Annotated in this window: 20 protein-coding genes; 17 read left to right on the plus strand and 3 right to left on the minus strand. The window is 70.6% G+C overall.

Features of this window, described 5'->3' with window-relative positions:
* Window positions 1-206: 206 nt before the first annotated feature.
* Window positions 207-920, plus strand: coding sequence for a YwaF family protein (locus SREC43747_RS0109725; RefSeq protein WP_029721021.1), 714 nt, complete (start codon window positions 207-209; stop codon window positions 918-920).
* Here SREC43747_RS0109725 and SREC43747_RS0109730 read toward each other — a convergent pair.
* Entirely contained in the window at window positions 896-1,351 is a 456-nt protein-coding gene (locus SREC43747_RS0109730) for a tRNA (cytidine(34)-2'-O)-methyltransferase (protein ID WP_029721022.1), read from the minus strand. The genes SREC43747_RS0109725 and SREC43747_RS0109730 overlap by 25 nt on opposite strands.
* Window positions 1,352-1,483: 132 nt before the next feature.
* Between SREC43747_RS0109730 and SREC43747_RS0109735 the strand changes: the two genes are divergently transcribed.
* From SREC43747_RS0109735 to SREC43747_RS0109755, 5 genes are all read left to right on the plus strand, one after another.
* Window positions 1,484-3,508, plus strand: a complete 2,025-nt coding sequence (locus tag SREC43747_RS0109735) for a primosomal protein N' (protein ID WP_029721023.1) — start codon at window positions 1,484-1,486, stop codon at window positions 3,506-3,508.
* Between the two features lie 241 nt (window positions 3,509-3,749).
* Entirely contained in the window at window positions 3,750-5,540 is a 1,791-nt protein-coding gene (ggt, locus tag SREC43747_RS0109740; RefSeq protein ID WP_029721024.1) for a gamma-glutamyltransferase, read from the plus strand.
* Window positions 5,541-5,637: 97 nt separating this feature from the next.
* Window positions 5,638-6,183: a peptide deformylase gene (gene def, locus SREC43747_RS0109745; RefSeq protein WP_029721025.1), complete on the plus strand. Its 546-nt coding sequence runs from the start codon at window positions 5,638-5,640 to the stop codon at window positions 6,181-6,183.
* Window position 6,184: 1 nt separating this feature from the next.
* Window positions 6,185-7,108, plus strand: coding sequence for a methionyl-tRNA formyltransferase (gene fmt, locus SREC43747_RS0109750; RefSeq protein WP_029721026.1), 924 nt, complete (start codon window positions 6,185-6,187; stop codon window positions 7,106-7,108).
* Complete coding sequence (locus SREC43747_RS0109755; protein ID WP_029721027.1) at window positions 7,105-8,526, plus strand: RsmB/NOP family class I SAM-dependent RNA methyltransferase; 1,422 nt, start codon at window positions 7,105-7,107, stop codon at window positions 8,524-8,526. The genes fmt and SREC43747_RS0109755 overlap by 4 nt, the downstream gene beginning before the upstream one ends.
* Before the next feature lie 56 nt (window positions 8,527-8,582).
* Here SREC43747_RS0109755 and SREC43747_RS0109760 read toward each other — a convergent pair whose 3' ends face one another.
* Window positions 8,583-10,145 (minus strand): FUSC family protein, encoded by a 1,563-nt coding sequence (locus SREC43747_RS0109760; RefSeq protein WP_162832386.1) that lies wholly within the window; start codon window positions 10,143-10,145, stop codon window positions 8,583-8,585.
* Window positions 10,146-10,244: 99 nt separating this feature from the next.
* Between SREC43747_RS0109760 and SREC43747_RS0109765 the strand changes: the two genes are divergently transcribed.
* From SREC43747_RS0109765 to SREC43747_RS0109810, 10 genes are all read left to right on the plus strand, one after another.
* Window positions 10,245-10,769 carry a MarR family winged helix-turn-helix transcriptional regulator gene (locus SREC43747_RS0109765; RefSeq protein ID WP_029721029.1) on the plus strand — a complete coding sequence of 175 codons (525 nt, stop codon included), beginning with the start codon at window positions 10,245-10,247 and terminating at the stop codon, window positions 10,767-10,769.
* A 108-nt stretch (window positions 10,770-10,877) separates the two neighbouring features.
* Window positions 10,878-11,270 carry an OsmC family protein gene (locus SREC43747_RS0109770; protein WP_236623116.1) on the plus strand — a complete coding sequence of 131 codons (393 nt, stop codon included), beginning with the start codon at window positions 10,878-10,880 and terminating at the stop codon, window positions 11,268-11,270.
* Window positions 11,271-11,388: 118 nt separating this feature from the next.
* Window positions 11,389-12,789, plus strand: a complete 1,401-nt coding sequence (locus SREC43747_RS0109775) for an amino acid permease (RefSeq protein WP_029721031.1) — start codon at window positions 11,389-11,391, stop codon at window positions 12,787-12,789.
* A 62-nt stretch (window positions 12,790-12,851) separates the two neighbouring features.
* Entirely contained in the window at window positions 12,852-13,532 is a 681-nt protein-coding gene (gene rpe, locus SREC43747_RS0109780) for a ribulose-phosphate 3-epimerase (protein WP_037331711.1), read from the plus strand.
* A 79-nt stretch (window positions 13,533-13,611) separates the two neighbouring features.
* On the plus strand, window positions 13,612-14,649 hold the full coding sequence (gene ribD, locus SREC43747_RS0109785) for a bifunctional diaminohydroxyphosphoribosylaminopyrimidine deaminase/5-amino-6-(5-phosphoribosylamino)uracil reductase RibD (RefSeq protein ID WP_051387919.1): 1,038 nt from the start codon (window positions 13,612-13,614) through the stop codon (window positions 14,647-14,649).
* Window positions 14,630-15,277, plus strand: a complete 648-nt coding sequence (locus SREC43747_RS0109790) for a riboflavin synthase (RefSeq protein ID WP_029721034.1) — start codon at window positions 14,630-14,632, stop codon at window positions 15,275-15,277. The genes ribD and SREC43747_RS0109790 overlap by 20 nt, the downstream gene beginning before the upstream one ends.
* A 56-nt stretch (window positions 15,278-15,333) precedes the next feature.
* A complete protein-coding gene (locus tag SREC43747_RS0109795) occupies window positions 15,334-16,602 on the plus strand; it encodes a bifunctional 3,4-dihydroxy-2-butanone-4-phosphate synthase/GTP cyclohydrolase II (RefSeq protein WP_037331714.1) in 1,269 nt (422 codons plus the stop codon).
* On the plus strand, window positions 16,599-17,096 hold the full coding sequence (ribH, locus tag SREC43747_RS0109800) for a 6,7-dimethyl-8-ribityllumazine synthase (RefSeq protein ID WP_029721036.1): 498 nt from the start codon (window positions 16,599-16,601) through the stop codon (window positions 17,094-17,096). Before SREC43747_RS0109795 ends, ribH begins: the two co-directional genes overlap by 4 nt.
* A gap of 8 nt (window positions 17,097-17,104) precedes the next feature.
* Complete coding sequence (locus SREC43747_RS0109805) at window positions 17,105-17,545, plus strand: PH domain-containing protein (protein ID WP_236623117.1); 441 nt, start codon at window positions 17,105-17,107, stop codon at window positions 17,543-17,545.
* 2 nt (window positions 17,546-17,547) lie between these two features.
* Window positions 17,548-18,321, plus strand: a complete 774-nt coding sequence (locus SREC43747_RS0109810) for a nucleotidyltransferase domain-containing protein (protein WP_037331703.1) — start codon at window positions 17,548-17,550, stop codon at window positions 18,319-18,321.
* A gap of 111 nt (window positions 18,322-18,432) precedes the next feature.
* On the opposite strand, the gene SREC43747_RS21695 is transcribed toward SREC43747_RS0109810, so the two are convergent.
* Window positions 18,433-19,224 carry a DUF4231 domain-containing protein gene (locus SREC43747_RS21695; RefSeq protein WP_201768663.1) on the minus strand — a complete coding sequence of 264 codons (792 nt, stop codon included), beginning with the start codon at window positions 19,222-19,224 and terminating at the stop codon, window positions 18,433-18,435.
* Window positions 19,225-19,587: 363 nt separating this feature from the next.
* On the opposite strand from SREC43747_RS21695, the gene SREC43747_RS0109820 reads away from it, so the two are divergent.
* On the plus strand, window positions 19,588-20,610 hold the full coding sequence (locus SREC43747_RS0109820; RefSeq protein ID WP_029721040.1) for a beta/alpha barrel domain-containing protein: 1,023 nt from the start codon (window positions 19,588-19,590) through the stop codon (window positions 20,608-20,610).
* Window positions 20,611-20,728 lie beyond the last annotated feature (118 nt).

The following is a 20,728-nucleotide window of genomic DNA, read 5'->3' on the forward strand; positions in this document are numbered from 1 at the left end:
TCATTTCGGTCGGTCGGATGTGGATCTGCCGTGGGAGCGCACGGATCGGGCGGAGGCGTTGAAGAACGCCGCCGGCCTGTGACCGGACGACAACGATCCGCACCGGTGTTCTCGCGGACGTCAGCTCGCCCGGGGCGACCCTTGCGCGGCTGACGTCCTTCGCGTTCGACGACGAGCAGGGCGCGCGACGGCCCTAAGCTGAGGCCGTGCTCTTCGGCCTGGCGCAGCGCACCTTCGTCGCTTACGGCCCGTCGCACTGGGTGCTGATCGGGGTGCTCCTGGCGGGTGCGCTGGTGTTCGGCGTGCTCGGCGGCCGGGTGCGCGATCCCAGGCCGGTGGCGCGCACCTTCGCGGTCGTCATCGTGGCCTTCCAGCTACCCCTGCTGGTCTACCGGCTGCTGCCGGCCCAGTTCGACGTGGCCGTCTCGCTCCCGTTCCACCTGTGCGACATCGCCTGGCCGGTTGCTGCCCACGCGCTGTGGCGGCAGGACCAGCGGACTTGCGCGCTCACGTACTACTGGGGGCTCACCCTCGCACCGCAGGCGGTGTTCACTCCGGCGCTGGACGCCCCGGATTTCCCGCACGTGGACTTCATCGAGTTCTGGGGCCAACACCTGCTGGTGGTGTGGAGCGCGGTGTTCTTGACCTGGGGGGTGGGGCTGCGTCCGAACTGGCGGGGTTACCGCCTCTCGGTGGCGGTCACCGTCGGCTGGGGGCTGCTGGTGCTGGGGTTCAACTCCTCGGCGGGCACCAACTACGGCTTCGTCAACAGCAAACCGGACAACCCCTCCCTGCTCGACCTGATGGGCGGGTGGCCCTGGTACCTGGTGGTGGAGCTGGTGGTGGGCATGGCCGCCTGGGCTCTGCTCACCTGGCCGTGGACGCGGTCGCGGGATCACGGCATGGCGAAGCCCTGCTGACGCCACGCTTCGTAGACGGCGACGGCCGCGGAGTTGGCGAGGTTCATCGAACGGATGCCGGGGAGCATCGGAATCCGGACCTGCACGGTGGCCGTGGCGAGCACGTCGCGGGGGAGGCCGGTCGATTCGGGGCCGAACAGCAGCACGTCGCCGGGGCGGTAGCGGACGGTTTCGTAGGACTGCTCGGACTGGGTGCTGAAGGCGATGATCCGCTCCGGTTGCAGCGCTTTCCAGCAGGAGTCCAGGTCCGGGTGGACGTGCAGGGCTGCTCTGTCGTGGTAGTCCAGCCCGGCCCGGCGCAGTTTCGCGTCATCCAGGTCGAATCCGAGCGGCTCGATCAGGTGCAGGGAGCAGCCGGAGCCAGCGGCCATGCGCACGGCATTGCCGGTGTTGCCGGGGATTTCCGGGTGGTAGAAGACGACGTGAAACACTCGAAATTTTTTCATACCGCGTTGCCAGGTCGCGCGGAGGGCTCGCGCGCAACTCGAGTCTGCGCTGGCGACCGGGCACGTGCACAGCGGTGCTGCGCGAACACCGCGACCGCTTTCTGGTAGAGAGGTGCTATGGCAGGTGCGCAATCCCGGCGGCGGAAGGAGGCGAAGCAGCAGACGGCGGCCCCGCAGCGTCCGGTCGCGCGGGTCCTGGTCGACATTCCGCTGCCCGCGCATCTGGACCGACCGTTCGACTACCTGATCCCGGAGCGCCTGCACGACACCGCCCAGGCCGGCTGCCGGATCCGGGTCCGGTTCCGCGGCAAGCTGGTGGACGGTTTCCTGCTCGAACGAGCGGAATCCTCCGACTACCCGGGGGACTTGAGCTGGGTGGAGCGGGTCGTCTCGCCGGAGCCCGTGCTCACCCCCCAGCTGCTGGGCTTGGCCCGCGCGGTCGCCGACCGCTACGGCGGGATGCTGGCCGACGTGGTGCGGTTGGTGATCCCCCCGCGCCACGCCGCCGCCGAGAAGGCAGCTCCTCGGCAGCCGGCCGCAGCCCCACCGCCCCGCCCGGAGGCCACCGGTTGGCAGGAGTACCAGTACGGGAAGTCCTACCTGGACGCGGTGCACGCGGGGAAAACGGCTCGGGCGGTGTGGCAGGCGCTGCCGGGGGAGGACTGGCCCGCGAGGTTGGCCGAAGTCGCGGCGACCGCCGCCGCAGCCGGTCGAGGCGCCCTGCTGGTGGTTCCGGACCACCGGGACCTGAAGCGGGTGCACGACGCGTGCGCGCGGCTCGTCGGGGAGCGGGGAGTGGTGGCGCTCGCCGGGGAGCTGTCCCCCGCGGAGCGCTACCGGCGCTGGCTCGCCGTGCTGCGCGGCGTGGTGCGCGTGGTGGTTGGCACGCGGGCGGCGATGTTCGCGCCGGTGCGCGACCTCGGCCTGGTGGCGGTGTGGAACGACGGCGACGAACTGCACAGCTATCCGCAGGTCCCGTTCCCGCACGCCCGCGACGTGCTGATGCTGCGGTCGCACGCGACCGGCGCGGCTTTCCTGGTGGGCGGCTTCTCCCGCACCGCCGAGGCAGCCCTGCTGGTGGAGTCGGGATGGGCCCACCAGCTCACCGCCCCCCGCAGTGCGGTCCGGGCAGCCGCTCCCCGCGTGACCGCCATCGGCGAGGACGACACCCAGCTGGCCCGGGACCCGGCGGCGCGGGCCGCGCGCCTGCCGTCGGTGGCCTTCGAAGCCGCCCGCGCGGCACTGGCAGCGGGCGCCCCGGTCCTCGTCCAGGTCCCCCGGCGCGGTTACGTGCCCGCGCTCGCCTGCGCGGATTGCCGCGAGCGGGCCCGGTGCCGCCGCTGCAGCGGCCTGCTGGCACTGCCGGGCAGCTCCGAAGGGCAGCCGAACCCGCCGGCCTGCAAGCTGTGCGGCACCGTGGAAGCGGCTTTCCGCTGCCCGGCGTGCGGTTCCCGCCGGTTGCGGGCCGTCGTGGTCGGGGCCGGCCGCACCGCGGAAGAACTGGGGCGGGCGTTCCCGAACGTCGCGGTGCGCACGTCCGGAGGCGGCAACGTGCTGGCCTCGGTGCCCGCCCAACCCGCCTTGATCGTGTGCACCCCGGGCGCGGAGCCGGTGGCTGAGCAGGGTTACGGCGCAGCGCTGCTGCTCGACGGTTGGGCGCTGCTGGGCCGTTCGGAGCTGCGCGCCGCGGAGACCGCACTGCGGCTGTGGTTCGACGCGGCCGCCCTGGTCCGCCCGGCCCGGGAAGGCGGGCGCGTGGTGGTGATGGCCGACTCCGCCCTCGTTCCGGTGCAAGCCCTGGTCCGCTGGGATCCGGCCTGGTTCGCCGCTCGGGAACTGGCCGACCGGGTCGAGCTGGGGTTCCCACCGGCCCGTCGGGTCGCTGCGGTGGACGGGGCGCCGGAAACCATCGAGGCCCTGGTGGATTCCGCCGAGCTGCCGGAGTCGGCGGAAGTGCTCGGCCCGGTGCCGCTGGGCGAAGTGGGCGAAGACGGGACCGCGGACCGGGAACGGCTGATCGTGCGGGTGGACCGCACCGAGAGCCGCGAACTGGCCGGTGCGCTGCGGGCCGCCCAAGCCCAGCGGGCCGCTCGCAAGGCCGCGGAGCTGCAGGTCCGGCTCGACCCGTTGGAGCTGCTGTAGTCCTCCAACGCCCCGAGGGCTTCGGGCGTCGCTGCGCCGGGGGAACGCCGTTTCCGGTCTGCAGTGGACTCACCGTGCCACCGCTGGTGCCTCCACTGGGGAGCGAGCAGCTCGGGCACTGCTCCGGTCGGTGGTCGGGGGAGGCGGCCAACTGGCCCATCTGGACCGCGGCGGGAGCGCTTGCGGTTGTCCGACGCGTCCAGTGCCGGCAGAGTATGCGTGGCCGGTCCTGGAGGTGGCGATGCCAGCGAGACTTGTCGGACTCAGCCTGAGCGCAGCGGTGGTTGCCGGATTGCTCTCCCCGGTGGCTCACTCGGCGGAGAATCCGCCGCAGCCGCCGAAGCAAGCCGAAGCGGTCGGTTACGGGGGCGCGGTGTCCAGTGTCGACCCGGACGCCACCCGGATCGGCATCGAGGTGCTCCGCGAGGGCGGCACCGCGACCGACGCGGCCGTCGCGGTCGCCGCGGCGCTCGGCGTCACCGAGCCGTACTCGGCCGGGATCGGCGGGGGCGGCTACTTCGTCCACTACGACGCCGAGACCGGTGAGGTGGAGACGATCGACGGGCGCGAAACCGCGCCGCGGTCGGCCGCGGAGGACATGTTCGTCGAGAACGGGCAACCGATCCCGTTCGACGAGGCGGTCACCAGCGGGCTCAGCGTCGGTGTGCCCGGCACTCCGCTGACGTGGCAGCACGCGCTGGACAAGTGGGGGACCAAGAGCCTGTCCGAAGTGCTGCGACCGGCCGAGCAACTGGCCCGGCGAGGTTTCGTCGTCGACGCCGCTTTCCGGGAGCAGACCGCGGAGAACGAGGACCGGTTCCGGGACTTCCCGGCCACCCGGGAGCTGTTCCTGCCCGGCGGACAGCTGCCCGAGGTGGGCAGCGTGCTGCGCAACCCCGATCTGGCCGACACCTACCGGCTGCTGCGCACCGAGGGGTTGAAGGCCTTCTACGAGGGGGAGATCGGCCAGGACGTGGTCGACGCGGTGAACGCTCCGCCGGTCGACCCGGCAGCTGAGCGCGAGGTGCGTCCCGGCGGCATGACCATGGCCGACCTGAGGGAGTACCGGACGATCGAGCGGGAACCGGTCCACCTCGAGTACCGGGGGCTCGACGTGTACGGGATGGCGCCGGGCAGTTCCGGTGGCACCACCGTCGGCGAAGCGCTCAACATCCTGGAGGAGACCGACCTGTCCCAGGTCGACCAGGCCGAATACCTGCACCGGTTCCTGGAAGCCAGCAAGCTGGCGTTCGCCGACCGCAACCGCTGGGTGGGGGATCCGGCGTTCACCGAGGTGCCCACCGAAGAGCTGGTGAGCACCGAGTTCGCCCGGTCCCGGGAATGCCTGATCGAGGACGACGCGGTGCTGCCGGCTCCCGTGCCCGCCGCGGATCCGCGGAACCCGCAGCCCTGCCAGGACGCGGGAACCGCTTCCCCGACGTCGTACGAAGGGCCGAACACCACGCACCTGACCGTGGCCGACCGCTGGGGGAACGTCGTCTCCTACACCTTGACCATCGAGCAGACCGGTGGGAACGCGGTGGTCGTCCCCGGGCGCGGGTTCCTGCTCAACAACGAGCTGACCGATTTCGACTTCACCCCGGCCGTGCCGGGGCAAGCGGACCCCAACCTGCCCGCGCCGGGCAAGCGGCCCCGCAGTTCGATGAGCCCGACGATCGTGCTGCAGGACGGCGAGCCGCTGCTGGCCGTCGGCAGCCCGGGCGGCGCCACGATCATCACGACCGTGCTGCAGGTGCTCACCGGGCGCATCGACCGCGGGCTGTCCCTTGTGGAGGCGATCGCGCAGCCGCGGGCCTCGCAGCGCAACGCAGCCCAGACGCAGGCCGAACCCGGTTTCCTCGCGCAACCGGCTGCTGAGCAGCTGCGCGCCCTGGGGCACGAGTTCACCGAAACCGCGGAGATCGGTGCGGCCACCGGGGTGGAGCGGCTGCCGGACGGCCGGTGGATCGCGGCGGCCGAGCCGGAACGCCGAGGCGGCGGATCCGCGGCGGTCGTGCTGCCGACTCCTTGAACGGGACGGGTGAGCAGCTCCCGGGCCCCGGTCGGGTGCGGGCCAGCGACTAAACTCGATTAGTCGCAAGCCGCACCGTAGACCTCCAGGAGTTCACGTGACCGTCCAGCCGATCAGGCTTTTCGGGGATCCCGTGCTGCGCACCCGGGCAGCGGAAGTGACCGACTTCGACAAGGAGCTGCGAAACCTGGTCAAGGACCTGTGGGACACCATGGAGGCGCAGGGCGGGGCCGGGCTCGCGGCGCCGCAGCTCGGGGTGAGCCTGCGGGTCTTCACCTACCACTGCGACGGTTTCGCCGGGCACTTGGTGAACCCGACGTTCGACGTGGTCGGTGATGAGGAGCAGGACGGCCCGGAGGGGTGCCTCTCCATCCCGGGCATGAGCTGGGACTGCCGCCGGTACCGGCACGTGGTCGCCCGGGGCTGGAACATGCACGGCGAGCCGGTGGAGGTCGAGGGAACGGACTTGCTCGCCCGGTGCATCCAGCACGAAACCGACCACCTGGACGGTGTGCTGTTCGTCGATCGGTTGGATGAGCAGACCCGCAAGCAGGCGTTGCGGGAGATCCGCAGCGCGGAGTGGTTCGACGGCAACGTGCCGGTGATCAAGGAAAATCCGCATCCGTTGTTCGGGGGTCGGTAAATTGCGTCTGGTCTTCGCCGGTACACCAGCTGCTGCGGTTCCCACCCTGGAGGCGTTGATCGCTTCGGAGCGGCACGAGGTCGTCGCCGTGGTGACCCGCCCGGACGCGCCGGCCGGGCGCGGCCGCAAGCTCGTGCGCTCGCCGGTCGGCGCGGTCGCCGATGAGCACGGCATCGAGGTGCTCACCCCGCACAAGGCCTCCGATCCGGAGTTCTTGCAGCGCTTGCGGGAGCTGGCGCCCGACTGCTGCCCGGTGGTGGCCTACGGGGCGCTGCTGCGCCCCGAAGCCCTCGCCATCCCCCGGCACGGCTGGGTCAACCTGCACTTCTCGCTGTTGCCGGCGTGGCGCGGGGCCGCGCCCGTGCAAGCCGCCATCCGGCACGGGGACGAGATCACCGGAGCCACCACCTTCCGGCTGGTTCCGGAGTTGGACGCCGGGCCGGTCTTCGGTGTGGTCACCGAGCAGGTGAGCCCGACCGACACCGCCGGCGACCTGTTGGACCGGTTGTCCCGCTCCGGTGCCCAGCTGATGGTGAAGACGCTGGACGGGATCGAGGACGGCACCGTTCGAGCTGAGGAGCAGCCGGCCGAAGGGGTCAGCTACGCCCCCAAGGTGACGGTGGAGGACGCCAAGGCCGAGTTCGCGCAGCCGGCTGTTGCGGTGGACCGGCTCATCCGCTCGGTGACCCCGGATCCGGGGGCTTGGGCGTTGTTCCGCGGCGAGCGGCTCAAGTTGGGGCCGGTGTCGGTGACGGACGTGGAGCTGCCCCCGGGGGAGATCCGGGTGGAGCGCAAGCGGGTGCTCGTGGGGACGGCGACCACGGCGGTCGCCCTCGGCCAGGTGCAGGCTCCGGGGAAGAAACGGATGGCCGCCACCGACTGGGCTCGCGGAGCCCGCATCGAACAAGGGGAGCTGCTCCAGTGAACCACCGTCGCAGGCCGGCTCGGCCGGCACGGAACCGTCCGCCGAAGCGGAAACCCAACCCGGCGCGGCCGGTCGACGTCGACCCGGCCCGGTTGGCCGCGGTGGACACGCTGCGCGCGGTGCGGGAGCGCGACGCCTACGCCAACTTGGCGTTGCCGGCGTTGCTGCAGCAGCGGCAGATCACCGGGCGGGACGCCGCGCTGGCCACCGAGCTCACCTACGGGACGTGCCGGGCGCAGGGGCTGTTGGACGCCGTGCTGGCCGAGTGCAGCAGCCGGCCGCTGTCTGAAGTGGACGGCAAACTGCTCGACGCGCTGCGGCTCGGTGCCTACCAGCTGCTGCGGACCAGGATTCCGGCGCATGCCGCGGTGGCCGCCACTGTGGACATCGTTCGGATGCACTCCGGGACCAAGCTCGCCGGCTTCGTCAACGCCGTGCTGCGCCGGGTGGCCGAGCACGACGAGGAAACCTGGGTGGCCAAGATCGCACCGGACCCGGACACCGATCCGGTGGGGCATCTGGCGCTGCGGCACGCGCATCCGCGCTGGATCGCCCAGGCCTTCGCGGATTCGCTGGAGGACAGCGACGCGGAACTGGCCGCGGCGCTGGCCGCTGACGACGCGCGTCCGGCCGTGCACCTGACCGCCCGGCCGGGGGAGATCAGCGCCGACGAGCTGGCCGCCATCACCGGTGGCGATCCGGCCCCCTACTCGCCGTACGGGGTGCACCTGGAGGCGGGGTCCGGGGATCCGGGCGAGTTGGAACCGGTCAAGGAGGGATTCGCCACCGTCCAGGACGAGGGCAGCCAGCTGGTCGCCTTGGCGCTCACCCGCGCCGAGCTCTCCGGATCGGATTCCAGGTGGTTGGACCTGTGCGCCGGCCCGGGCGGGAAGGCCGCCCTGCTCGGCGCGCTGATCACTTTGGACGGCGGCGAGCTCGACGCGGTGGAACAGGCGCCGCACCGCGCTGATCTGGTGCGCAAGGCGACCGAGGGGCTCTCGGTCTCGGTGCACGTGGCCGACGGCCGCGAACCCGGACTGGAACCGGGTTACGACCGGGTGCTGGTGGACGCCCCGTGCACCGGGCTGGGCTCGTTGCGCCGCCGCCCGGAGTCGCGCTGGCGCCGCCAGCCTTCCGACGTCGGAGAGCTGACCAAGCTGCAGCGGGAACTGCTGCTGTCGGCGGTGCGGTTGACCAGGCCCGGCGGGGTGGTCGGCTACGTGGTGTGCTCCCCGCACCTGGCGGAGACCGAGGGCGTGGTGGCCGATGTGGTGCGCCGGGCGCCGGTCGAGCAGATCGATGCCCGGGAGTGCTTCCCCGGGGTGCCGGACCTGGGTGGGGGACCTGCGGTCCAGCTCTGGCCGCACCGCCACGGAACGGACGCCATGTTCTGCGCGTTGCTGCGCGTCACCGGCTGACTTCGCCGAACGGAGCAGCGGGGGCGGTGGGATGGCGGCGGTCGAGCGCCGCGTGCTCAGCCCTGCCGGGGCGCGGCGTCCGCGGAGCTCCGCTGGCCGGCTTCTTCCAGCACGGCGTGCGCCCGGTGCGAGAGCTCCAGCAGCTGTTCGGTGGGCAGCTTGGAGCTGCGCACCTCGCCGCTGGCCACGTCGTAGGCCTCGTGCAGTTCGATCAGGGCTTTGCGGAGCTCAGCCCGGGGCACCGGTTCGGTCGCGGTGAGCTGGTGCACCCGGTCCATCGCCGTGCGCACCCGGGCCACCCAGGCGCGGGGCGGCGAGACCCAGTTGACCGCGACGGCGACCGCGGCGCCCAGCAGGGTCGCCCAGAGCCGGTCGGAGGCGATTTCCGCAGGTGGGGCGGAGGAGTTGAACGCGCTCACCAGCAGGGCGACCGGGGTCGCGAAGAACAGGCCGAACGCGTAGTTCATCAGCACGGTCAGTTCCGCGCCCCACTGCAGGGCGGCCAGCAGGAGGATGATCGCCCAGGCCGGCGGGTCGGCGGTGAGCAGCCCCAGGCCGACGAGCACGCCGCCGATCGTTCCGGTGACGCGCTGCAGCATCCGGGGCACCGAGGTGGACGTGCTGGTGGCCTGCATGACCGAGACCGCGGAGACGGCTGCCCAGTAGGCGTGCCCGATGCCGAGCAGGTGGGTGAGCAGACTGCCGAGCAGGGCGGCGACGACGACTCGGAAGGCGTAGGGCACCAGCCAGGAGCTGGCGTGCTGGCCGGGGCGCAGGGCGGCGACGAGAACACCGCGGATCAACCTCCAACGGGAGGCCGGAGGCGGTGGGGTGGCGGCCTCCGCGGCGACGTCGCCGAGCAGTTCGCCGAAGGCCGTTCCGCTGCGGGCAGCGGTGGCTGCGCGCCGCAGGGCTGCCGGGTCCGCCTCGCCGGAGAACAGCAAGTTCTCGCACAGCTGCGTGGCCTGCACCAGGGCGAGGTGGTCGGGTGAGTCGCGGTGCAGGCGCCCCACGTTGGCCACGCTGTTCCAGGCGGTTTCCACGGCCACCGCGGCGCGGTGCCGGGCGGTCGGGTCCAGGCGCGCCTCCACGTGGGCAGCGGTGGCTTCCAGGGCGGCGGCGACGGCGCGCCGTTGCGGGCCGAGCCCGATCACCACGGCCCCGGCGATGCTCACGCCCCAGGCGAGGGCGGCGCTGAGCGCGGTCACCAGCAGGTGCAGCGGCAGGTCCGCGTGGCTCAGCGGCAGGTGGGAGCAGGCTCCGGTGGCGAAGGCGAAGATCAGGCCGCCGGGCGGGCCGAGCTTCACGGCGGTGGCCGCTGCGGTGGTGATCGCGCCGACGAGCGCGGTGGCCAGCAGGGAGAGGGCTTCCTGCCACGGCCCGGAGGGACCGTGGACGGCGATCAGGTCACCGATGGCCACCGAGACGACCATGGTCACCGCGACCGCGGCGAGCGTTCGGGCTTGCTGCCGGTACGGCTCGCTGCGGCAGTAGACGCTGGTCAGTGCCCCGAAGACCGCGCCGGCGACCAGGTCCAGTCGACCGGCGGCCAGCAGCGCCACCATCGGCACCAGCATGGAGAGGAAAGCTCTGAGCGCGGGCCAGGCGATGGCTTCCATCCGCCGGAGTCGGAAGGTGTCTTGGAGGTTTCGAACGAGTACGGTACGGGGCACGTTCCTCCATAATACGCTATTAATTTACAAGTGAAATAAAAAGCGATGAACAGAACACCTGACCTCATCGAAGCGGCCAGGGCGCAGTGGCGGGACGTGCACCCCGACCTGGACACCTCGAGCATGGAGGTGATCGGGAGGGTGCTGCGAGCCGCGGCGGTGCTGCGGCACCGGCTGGACGCCGTGCTGGCCGAAGAAGGGCTGAACCGGGCCGAGTTCGACCTGCTGTGCGCGCTGCGCCGGACCGGCGCCCCGGTCAGCCCCGGCAAGCTCAACGAACTGACCGTGGCCTCCGGGGCAGCGGTCACCAAGCGGATCCAGGCGCTCGCCGAACGCGGCCTGCTGGAACGGGCCACCGACGAGCGGGACCGCCGGCGAGCTCGCGTGCAGCTGACCCGAGCCGGCGAGGAGCTGACCGATCGCGCCCTCGCCCGCAACCTGGCCGCCGAGCAGCGGGTGCTGGCCGGCCTCACCGCTCGACAACGGGAAGCCATCGCCACCGGACTCGCCCACCTGCTGCGCTCCCTCGAAGGCGCTCCGGACGTCGGCCTGGCCGAAACCGCCGAATGAGCTGTTGCGCGTCGGGAAGAACGAATAGGGTGCTCGCAGGTTGACCTCGAGCAGCCGGAAAGCAGCACGACATTCGGGCGGTACGACATGTCAGGAACACCCGTTGAAGTGACCCGGACCGGGCAGCACGCGTTCATGGCGGTGAACCCGCGGGGTGGGAAGGTGGCCATCGGCCGGGAGGACGCGGCCGACTCGTTCACCCCCGGCGAGCTGCTGCTGGCCGCGATAGCCGGCTGCTCCGCGCTGACCGGCGAGAACCTGCTGGTCCGGCGACTGGGGCAGGACGCGGAACTCACCGTGCGGGCGGATCGGACGAAATCGCCCGAAGAGCCGCACAAGTTCGCCTCCGTGCAGGTCAGCTTCAACTACGACCTCAGCGGCCTGTCCGAGCCGGAGCGGTCCAAACTGGTCGAAGCCGTGCAGCGGGCGGTCGACAAGTACTGCACGGTGAGCCGGTCGGTGACCGAGGGCACACCGGTGGAAGTCGATCTCCCGCGCTGAGCCGGCGAGTGTCCGGGCTGTTGCGGTGCTGTGACTGAAGTGCTGGCCAGCGGGCTGCACAGGTGCCGTAAGGTGCTCGTCGCGTTGTGCTGGCACACGTCGAGCAGGAGGCGCACCAGTGGCCCACGAGACCGCACCGCCGCAGCAGACCGGACTGCGCCGGGAACTGAGCAGCCGCCAGGTCGGGATGATCGCGATCGGCGGCGCAATCGGAACCGGCCTGTTCCTCGGCTCCGGGTTGGCCATCTCCATCGCCGGCCCCGCGGTGGTCATCGCGTACGCGGTGGCCGCGCTGGCCGCGCTGACCCTGGCCTTCGCGCTCGCCGAAATGGTGGTCGTGCACCCGGAGGCCGGTGGCTTCGGCGCCATCGCGCAGCGCTACCTGGGCGGTTTGGCCGGATTCGTCTCCCGGTGGATCTACTGGGCCGCGCAGGTGGTCAACATCGGCAGCGAGGTGATCGCGGCGGGCCTGTACGTCAAGTTCTGGTACCCGCAGCTGCCGTTATGGGTGCCGGTCGTGGCGTTCTCGGTGATCATGCTCGGCGTGAACCTCGCCGCGGTGCGCTACTTCGGCGAGTTCGAGTACTGGTTCGCCATGGTCAAGGTCGTCACCATCGTGGCGTTCATCGGCCTCGGCCTCTGCTACATCTTCTTCGGGCTGCCAGGGCGACCGGCAGTCGGTTTCGAGGCGCTGAGCGAGCACGGCGGTTTCCTGCCCAACGGACTGGGCGCGGTCTGGCTGGCCCTGACCGTGGTGACCTTCTCCTACATCGGCACCGAAGCGGTCTCCCTGACCGCGGCCGAATCCCGCGACCCCGGCAAGGACGTCCCCCGAGCCGCCCGGAACATGGTGCTGCGGCTCGGCCTGTTCTACGTGCTGGGCATGCTCGTGGTGGTCTCGATCCTGCCGTGGGACCAGGTGTCGACGTCCGAGGACGTCACCCAGAGCCCCTTCGTCCGGCTGTTCAGCATGGCGGGCATCCCGGCCGCGGCAGGGATCATGAACTTCGTGGTGCTCACGGCAGCGCTGTCGGCGATGAACACCAACCTCTACCTGACCGCGCGGATGACCCACTCGCTGGCCACCGACGGCTACGCGCCGCGCTGGTTCGCCAAGGTCAGCCGCAGCGGGGTGCCCCGGCGCGCCCTCCTGCTGTCGGCGCTCGGCTTGGCCTTGGCGGCTTCGATCTCGGTGTTCGCGCCGGAGAACGCGTTCGCGATGCTGCTCGGCATGGCGCTGTTCGGCGCCCTCGTGGTGTGGTTGCTGATCTTCGTCAGCCACCTGGTGTTCCGCCGCCAGCGGGCGGCCCAGGGGCTGCCCCCGTCGCCGGTGCGGCTGGCCGGGGCGCCGCTGACCACGGTGCTGGCCATGCTCTTCCTCGCCGCGGTCCTGCTGACCACGCCGTTCACCGAGCAGTTCAGCGTGGCCTGGAAAGCGGGGGTGCCGTTCGTGCTCCTGCTGTGCGCCGTCTACTACTTGATCCGGCGGCGCAGGGCGCAGCACGCGGAGGAGAGCTGAAGCCGCCCCGACCGCCTCGGCCGGGGGACGGGCTTTACACTCCGCTTGTGTCCAACCAGCCGATGATCGCGCCGTCCATTCTGTCCGCTGATTTCGCCCGTCTGGCGGACGAGGTTTCTGCTGTCAACGGTGAGCCCGGCCGTCGTGCGGACTGGCTCCATGTCGATGTCATGGACGCGCATTTCGTGCCGAACTTGACGCTGGGGCTGCCGGTGGTCGAGTCGCTGCTGAAGGTGACCGACATCCCCATGGACTGCCACCTGATGATCGAAGACCCCGACCGGTGGGCGGTCGGGTACGCCGAAGCAGGTGCGCACAACGTGACCGTCCACGTGGAGGCGGCCAAGGACCCGGTGGCCATCGCCAAGGACCTCCGGGCCGCCGGCGCCAAGGCAGGGCTGTCGATCAAGCCGAACACCCCGCTGGAGCCCTACGTCGAGGTGCTCAAGCACTACGACACCCTGCTGGTGATGTCGGTCGAGCCGGGCTTCGGCGGGCAGAAGTTCATCTCCGACGTGCTCAGCAAGGTCAAGAAAGCCCGCAACCTGGTGGACACCGGCCACCTGAACCTCCTCGTGGAGATCGACGGGGGCATCAACCCCGACACCATCGAGCAAGCTGCCGAGGCCGGAGTCGACTGCTTCGTGGCGGGTTCGGCCGTCTACGGAGCGGAGGACCCCGCCAAGGCCATCGAGGCGCTGCGGGCCAAGGCGGCCCCCGCGTTCGCCAAAGTCAGGCAGTGATTGCGGTCGCCGGTGCGAGCCGGCGCACGTCGGGGAAGGGAGGGGCGCCGTGTCCGCCCCGGAGCTGCTGGCCGCTGCCATGCGCACGGCGATCGATCGGAGCGAGCAGGTCCGCGGGACCACCAGTCCCAATCCGCCGGTCGGCTGCGTCGTGCTGGACGCCTCCGGCGCGGTGGTCGGAGTGGGGGCGACCCAGCCCCCGGGCGGACCGCACGCCGAAGTGGTGGCCCTCCGGCAAGCCGGGGAACGAGCCGCCGGCGGCACCGCTGTGGTGACGCTGGAGCCCTGCGCGCACACCGGCCGCACCCCGCCGTGCACCGATGCGCTGCGCGAAGCCGGCATCGCCCGCGTGGTGCACGCGGTGTCGGACCCGAACCCGCAGGCCGCCGGCGGTGCTGAGGTGCTGCGCGCCGCCGGGGTCGAGGTGCAGTCCGGTCTGCTCGCCCGCGAGGCGGCCAACGGCCCGCTGCGGGCTTGGCTGCACTTCGTTCGCACCGGTCGACCGCACGTGACCTGGAAGTACGCCGCTACTTTGGACGGCAGGTCAGCAGCGGCCGACGGGAGCAGCAAGTGGATCAGTTCCGCCGACTCCCGGGCCGAGGTGCACCAGATCCGTGCCAAAGTGGACGCGATCGTCGCCGGCACCGGAACCGTGCTGGCGGACGACCCGCAGCTGACCGCTCGCCACCCGGACGGAACGCTGCTGCCCCGGCAACCGCTCCGGGTGGTCGTGGGAGACCGGCCGATTCCCCCCGGAGCGCGAGTGCTGGACGACTCGGCCGAGACGGTGCAGCTGCCCGGCGGCGACCCCGCCGGTGCGCTCGCCGAACTCGCCCGGCGCGGGATCGTGGACGTGCTGCTGGAAGGCGGGCCCACGCTGGCCGGGGCGTTCCTGGCCGCCGGTTGCGTCGACCGGATCATCGGCTACGTCGCGCCGATGCTGTTCGGATCCGGGCGGGCCGCGCTGGGCGACGCCGGGGTGGGAACGATCTCCCAGGCTCTGCGGTTCGAAGTGGAAGAAGTGTCGATGTGCGGACCTGACGTGCGGGTGAGTGCGGTCCCCGTGCGGCGGCCCGGGTGCGGACGGGAGGAAACGAGTGTTCACCGGGATCGTTGAGGAACTCGGCGCGGTCACGGGCGTCCAGCAGCAGGACGGGGGGTGCCGGCTGACCATCTCGGGCCCCAAGGTCGTCGCCGACGCCAAGCACGGGGACTCGATCGCGGTGAACGGCGTCTGCCTCACCGTGGTCGATCTCACAGGCGATGAGTTCAGCGTGGACGTCGTCGAAGAGACGCTCCGCAGGTCCGCGTTGAAGCACGTCTCCGTCGGAGACCGGGTCAACCTGGAACGCGCGATGGCCCTCGGCGAGCGGCTCGGCGGGCACATCGTGCAGGGCCACGTGGACGGCACGGCTGTGGTGCGCGCCACCGAGCCCTCCGGGCTCACCCGGTTCGAACTGCCCAGCCGGCTCTCCCGCTACCTCGTGGAGAAGGGCTCCATCACCGTGGACGGGGTTTCCCTGACCGTGGTGGAGGCCGGGGACGCCGAATTCAGCGTCGCCCTGATCCCCGCCACCAAGGAACTGACCACCCTGGGGTTCCGCGAGCCGGGTGACGAAGTGAACATCGAGGTGGATGTGCTGGCCAAGCACCTGGAACGGCTCGCGCAGCCGCTTCTCGGCGGACCGGACCGTGGATCCGGAGGCGTTTCGGAGGACAATGGCGGCGTCGGGGAGGCCCGGTGAACCTGGAATCGGCCAGCCCCGGGCGGGACGGCCGGGAGAACAAGGGTGCAGGCACGGTGAGTGACAGCAAGTTTGACAGCATCGAGCGCGCGTTGGCCGACATCGCTGCCGGCCGCCCGGTGATCGTCGTCGACGACGAGGACCGGGAGAACGAAGGCGACCTGATCTTCGCGGCGGAGAAGGCGACCCCCGAGCTGGTCGCCTTCATGGTGCGCTACACGTCCGGCTACATCTGCGTGGCGCTCACCGGTGAGGACTGCGACCGGCTCGACTTGCCCCCGATGTACTACTGGAACCAGGACCGCAAGGGCACCGCGTACACGGTGACCGTGGACGCCGCGGAGGGAGTCACGACCGGTATCTCGGCGTCCGACCGGGCCACGACCCTGCGGGTGCTCGCCGACCCGAAGTCCGGCCCCCAGGACCTCACCAGGCCGGGGCACGTGGTGCCGCTGCGCGCACGCGATGGCGGGGTGCTGCGCCGGCCCGGGCACACCGAGGCCGCGGTGGACCTGGCCCGGCTGGCCGGGCTGCAACCGGCGGGCGCGCTGTGCGAGATCGTCAGCCAGAAGTCCGAGGCGGACATGGCGCGCCGCGACGAACTCGAGGTCTTCGCCGACGAGCACGACTTAGCGCTGATCAGCATCGCCGATCTGATCGCCTACCGCCGCCGCTTCGAGAAGCAGGTGGAGCGGGTCGCGGAAGCCCGGATCCCCACCCGGCACGGAACTTTCCGCGCGATCGGCTACGACAGCACGCTCGACGGCATCGAGCACATCGCGCTGGTCTACGGCGAAATCGGGGACGGCGAGAACATCCTGGTCCGGGTGCACTCCGAGTGCTTGACCGGTGACGTGCTCGGTTCCCTGCGCTGCGACTGCGGGCCGCAGCTGGACGCGGCGATGGCCAAGGTCGCCGAAGCCGGCCGCGGTGTCGTGCTCTACATGCGGGGGCACGAAGGCCGGGGCATCGGGCTGATCCACAAGCTGCAGGCCTACCAGCTGCAGGACCGCGGTGCGGACACGGTGGACGCCAACGTGGCGCTCGGCATGCCGGTGGACAGCCGGGACTACGGCCAGGGTGCGCAGATCCTCAACGACCTCGGGGTCAAGTCGATGCGGCTGCTGACCAACAACCCGGCCAAGCGGATCGGCCTGGAGGGTTACGGGCTGCGGATCGTGGACCGGGTGCCGCTGCCGGTCCGGCCGAATCCGGAGAACATCCGCTACCTGCGCACCAAGCGGGACAGGATGGGGCACGTGCTGGAATATCTGGACGAGGGGGAGGACTCCTCGATCAGCGGTGACACCGGGGTGACGGCATGAGTGGTGAAGGGCGGCCGCGGGTCGGTGTGCCCAAGGCGGAGGGCCTGCGGCTCGGCATCGCTGCGATCCGCTGGCACGAGCGGCTGGTGGAGCAGATGCTGTCCAGGGCGTTGGCAGCCGCTTCCGAGGCCGGGATCGGCGACCCGAAGGTCGTGCGGGTGCCGGGGTCGATCGAGCTGCCGGTCGTCTGCCAGGAGCTGGCCCGCCAGTGCGACGCCGTGGTGGCGCTGGGCGTCGTCATCCGCGGCGGCACTCCGCATTTCGAATACGTCTGCGATTCGGTGACCCAGGGGCTGACCAGGGTCGCGCTCGACGAGTCCACCGCTGTCGGCAACGGAGTCCTGACCTGCGACACCCTGGAGCAGGCCGAGGCGCGGGCAGGCTTCCCCGACTCGACGGAGGACAAGGGCTACGAAGCGACCGCGGCGGCTCTCGAGACGGCGCTGGCGCTCCGGGACCTGCGCAGCTGGAACAACGAGCGAGGGTTCCTGTGAGTGCTCAGGTGACGGATCGGGTCGAAGTGCGACCGCGGAAGGTCCGGCGAGTGGTGATCCCGCTGGCCGTGTTCTTCGTCGTGGTGTTCGCCGTCGTGGGCGCGCTGCTCCCGCAGAGCTCCACCGGCGCGGTCTTCCGGACTTCCGATCAGGTCGCGATGGTGCTGATCGGGGTGTTGCTGGCAGCGGGGGCGCTGTTGTTCATGCGGCCGCGCCTGCGCGCCGATGCCAGCGGAGTGGAGATCCGCAACATCGTCAGCACTCGCCACTACGAGTGGGAGATCGTGCGCGGTTTCAGCTTCCCGGAGAGGGCGCCGTGGGCCCGGCTGGAGCTGCCGGCCGACGAGTACGTGCCGATCATGGCCATTCAGGCGATGGACGGTGAGCAGGCCGTGGTCGCGATGCGCAACTTGCGCCGGCTGCGGCGGGAGGTTTCCGAAGGGGACTAGTCGTGGCGGACGCCCAGACCTTCGAAGCACGTGTGGCGGATCGGCTGGCGGGTTTGCCGGGCGTGCAGGCGGTGTCCCTCGGAGGATCTCGCGCCCAGGGCACGCACCGGCCGGACAGCGACTGGGACTTCGCCGTCTACTACCGGGGCCACTTCTCGCCCCAGCACTTGCGGGAGCTCGGCTGGCCCGGGGAGGTGTCCGAGCTCGGGGCTTGGGGCGGCGTGTTCAACGGCGGGGCCTGGTTGACGGTGGAGGGCCGGCCGGTCGATGTGCACTACCGCGATCTCGATGTGGTGGACCAGCAGCTGGAGCGGGCCCGGGAAGGGCAGTTCGAGTGGCAGCCGCTGATGTTCCACCTCGCCGGGATCCCCAGCTATCTGCTGCTCGCCGAGCTGGCGATGAACCGCGTGCTGCACGGCGACCTGCCCCGGCCGGAGTTCCCGCCCGCGCTGCGGAAGTCCGCGCCGCAGGTGTGGTGGCAGCACGCCTCGCTCGGTTTCGACTACGCCCGGGCCAATCACGCCCGTTCCGGTCGACTCGCCGAAACCGCCGGCGCGATCGCCCAAGCTGCTTGCCAGACCGCTCATGCGGTGCTGGCCGGCCGGGGCGAGTGGGTCACCAACGAGAAGCGGCTGCTGGCGCGGGCCGGATTGCGCGGCGTCGATCAGGTCGTGGCCGGCCTTTCGGCCGAGCCGGAGGTCCTGCTGCGCGGCGTCGACGAGGCCCGGGAGCGGTGCGCGGCGGCCGTGGCGGAGTACGTGCCCGGCGCCAGCTGACCGCCGACGCCCTGAGATCTCAATGCGACAGCAGCCGGCAGGGGGAGTCTCCACCCGGTGCGGGCGGGCACCCCTTGCCGGCTGCTGCTGGCCAGCAGGCTCGGCCAGCTCTCAGTTCTGCCGGTTCAGCTCCGTGGAGCTCTGCTCCAACTGCAGTTCCCGCTTGCGCTGTTCTTCTTTCAGCGCTTCCACCTTCACCGCATATCGTTTCAACGCTTCTTCTTCTGTTGCGTCGTAGTCACCGACCCGCAAATCCACCGCGTTGTATTCCTTTTCTATCGCGTCAGCGGTGAGCTGCTGGTTGAATCCGCGTTCGCGGAATTTGAAATATCCGGTGAAGCCGGCGGAAATGCTGACCATGCCGGCGAGAATGACGCTCGACCAGCGGAACAGCGGGGTGTCGAGCCCCGCACTGGTAAGGCTGGTCACGCCGATGGAACCGACGATGATGATCGCTTGGAAGAAGTTGTGGATCATCCGGTTCTGGCGCGCTTGCCGCCGGTAGGACTCGATGTCCAAATAGGAGGCGGCGCGGTAGACCCGGAGGGACTGCTTGACGTTGCGCTCGAACCGGGCAGCCGCCATGCGGTGCTTGTTCTCCAACTCGGCCAGCTCGTGGGCGCGCTGGGCGATGACCGGGCGGTGCTTGAACACCAGCCAGCCGGCCACCGCGGTGGAGCAGATCCCCAGCAGCAGGCCGGCGTAGCTGAGGAACGTGCGGTTGGTGGCCCAGATGCCGTAGACGGTGGCTGCCCCCAGCGCGGTGGCGATGCCGAGGCTGCTCAGGAGCCAGAAGTACCTCAAGCGCTGCTTGAGGCGCTGCTCCTTTAACAGCACTTGCTGCTCGGTCAGCGACTTGACTGCCGGTTGCTCGGCTTCGTCAACCTGCTCGTTGTTCCTCACCGGTTCACTGGTCGTCGTTGTCAATGCCCCTGGCCTTTCAAGGATTGCCTGCTCGGCAGTAAGTTAGTGGGAACAGGGCCGACGAAGATCCTTTTGTCGAAGAAAAAACTACATCGAGTGGCAGGCGCGAGTATTCCGGCGATTGCTATGCACTTTCCGTGATTCGCAGTAATCCTGCTGTGGCAGAAACGGTCGCACGGCACGGTGAATCACGTGGAAGGCGAACACGCGAAATCCCACCGCCGAGCTGGCTGAAGCGCATTCGCGTTTGCGCTCGCCCCGGTCTCCGGCGAGGTGCCCCCTCGCCCGGCTCCGGCCACCGGTGGGGGACAATGGCCAAAAGCCCAGCAGGCGGGAGGACACGTGAGCGTAGCTCAGCAGCGCAACCTTCGGTTGGTGCGGGACTTCCCCCGGGAGCCCGGGGTGCAGCTCGGGGACATCCACCTGCGCAACCGGTTGGTGACCTCCTCGAGCCTGCTCGGCTACGGCGTGGCCAACGCCAAGCTGGTGCCCTACGGGATGAGCCCCATCTCCCAGTTCGTCCCGCTGGAGCGGTTCGGTGCCGTCACCACCCGCACGGTCACCGTCGAACCCCGGGAGGGCCACTTCACCACCCGCGACGTCTGGCCGTTGCGGGAGCTGCCCGCGCTGATCAAGAAGTACGGGCAGGCGCTGCGCCAGGTCGACGGCGGCTGGCTGAACGCCTTCGGCTGGTGCAACGTCGGCATCGACGCCTACCTGCGCGACTACTACCCGCGCACCCGCGAGCAGAACACGATCATCTCGGTCGGCGGGTTCTCGGCGGAGGAGTTCGTCACCCTCGTCGACAAGATCAACGAGCGGGTGCCGGCCGGCGACATCGCGGCGGTCGAGTTCAACGTCTCCTGCCACAACGTCAACTTCGACTTCAACAAGATCATCGAATCGGTGCTGGTCGAGGCCGTGCCGCGCAGCAACCACCCGGTGATCTTGAAGCTGTCCCCGGACTACGACTACATCGCGCACGCCGAGCTGGCCGCCAAGCACGGTGTTTCGGCCTTGACCGCGATCAACACCGTCAAAGGGCTCCGGCTGGACCCGGAAACCGGGGAGCCGCTGCTGAAGAACGGCTTCGGCGGCCTGTCCGGCCGGGCGATCAAGCCGATCGGGCTGCGCGTGGTCAAGGAGCTGCGGGACGCGGGGGTCGCCCTGCCGATCATCGCCACCGGGGGCATCCGGAACTGGGACGACTGCCGGGAGTACTTCTGGGCCGGCGCTGACGCGGTGAGCCTGGGCAGCGCCGCTTGGTTCGCCAGCTACCCGGGGTACGCCCTTTCCCCGCTGCACGCCCTCCGGATTCGGAACCTGCTGCGGCGCATCGAGAACTACCAGCCGCCCGCTCGCTGATCGCCTGCCGCGACGCCGGTGGCCCGTCCGCGCATCGCGGAGGAGGCGTTCGTCCTCCGGAGTGCGGTGCGCCGCGGGCCGCGGAGTTCGCCCCGCTGCCGGCGCCGGTCCGGCAGGG

The sequence above is a fragment of the Saccharopolyspora rectivirgula DSM 43747 genome, from assembly GCF_000497205.1.
GTDB lineage: Bacteria > Actinomycetota > Actinomycetes > Mycobacteriales > Pseudonocardiaceae > Saccharopolyspora > Saccharopolyspora rectivirgula.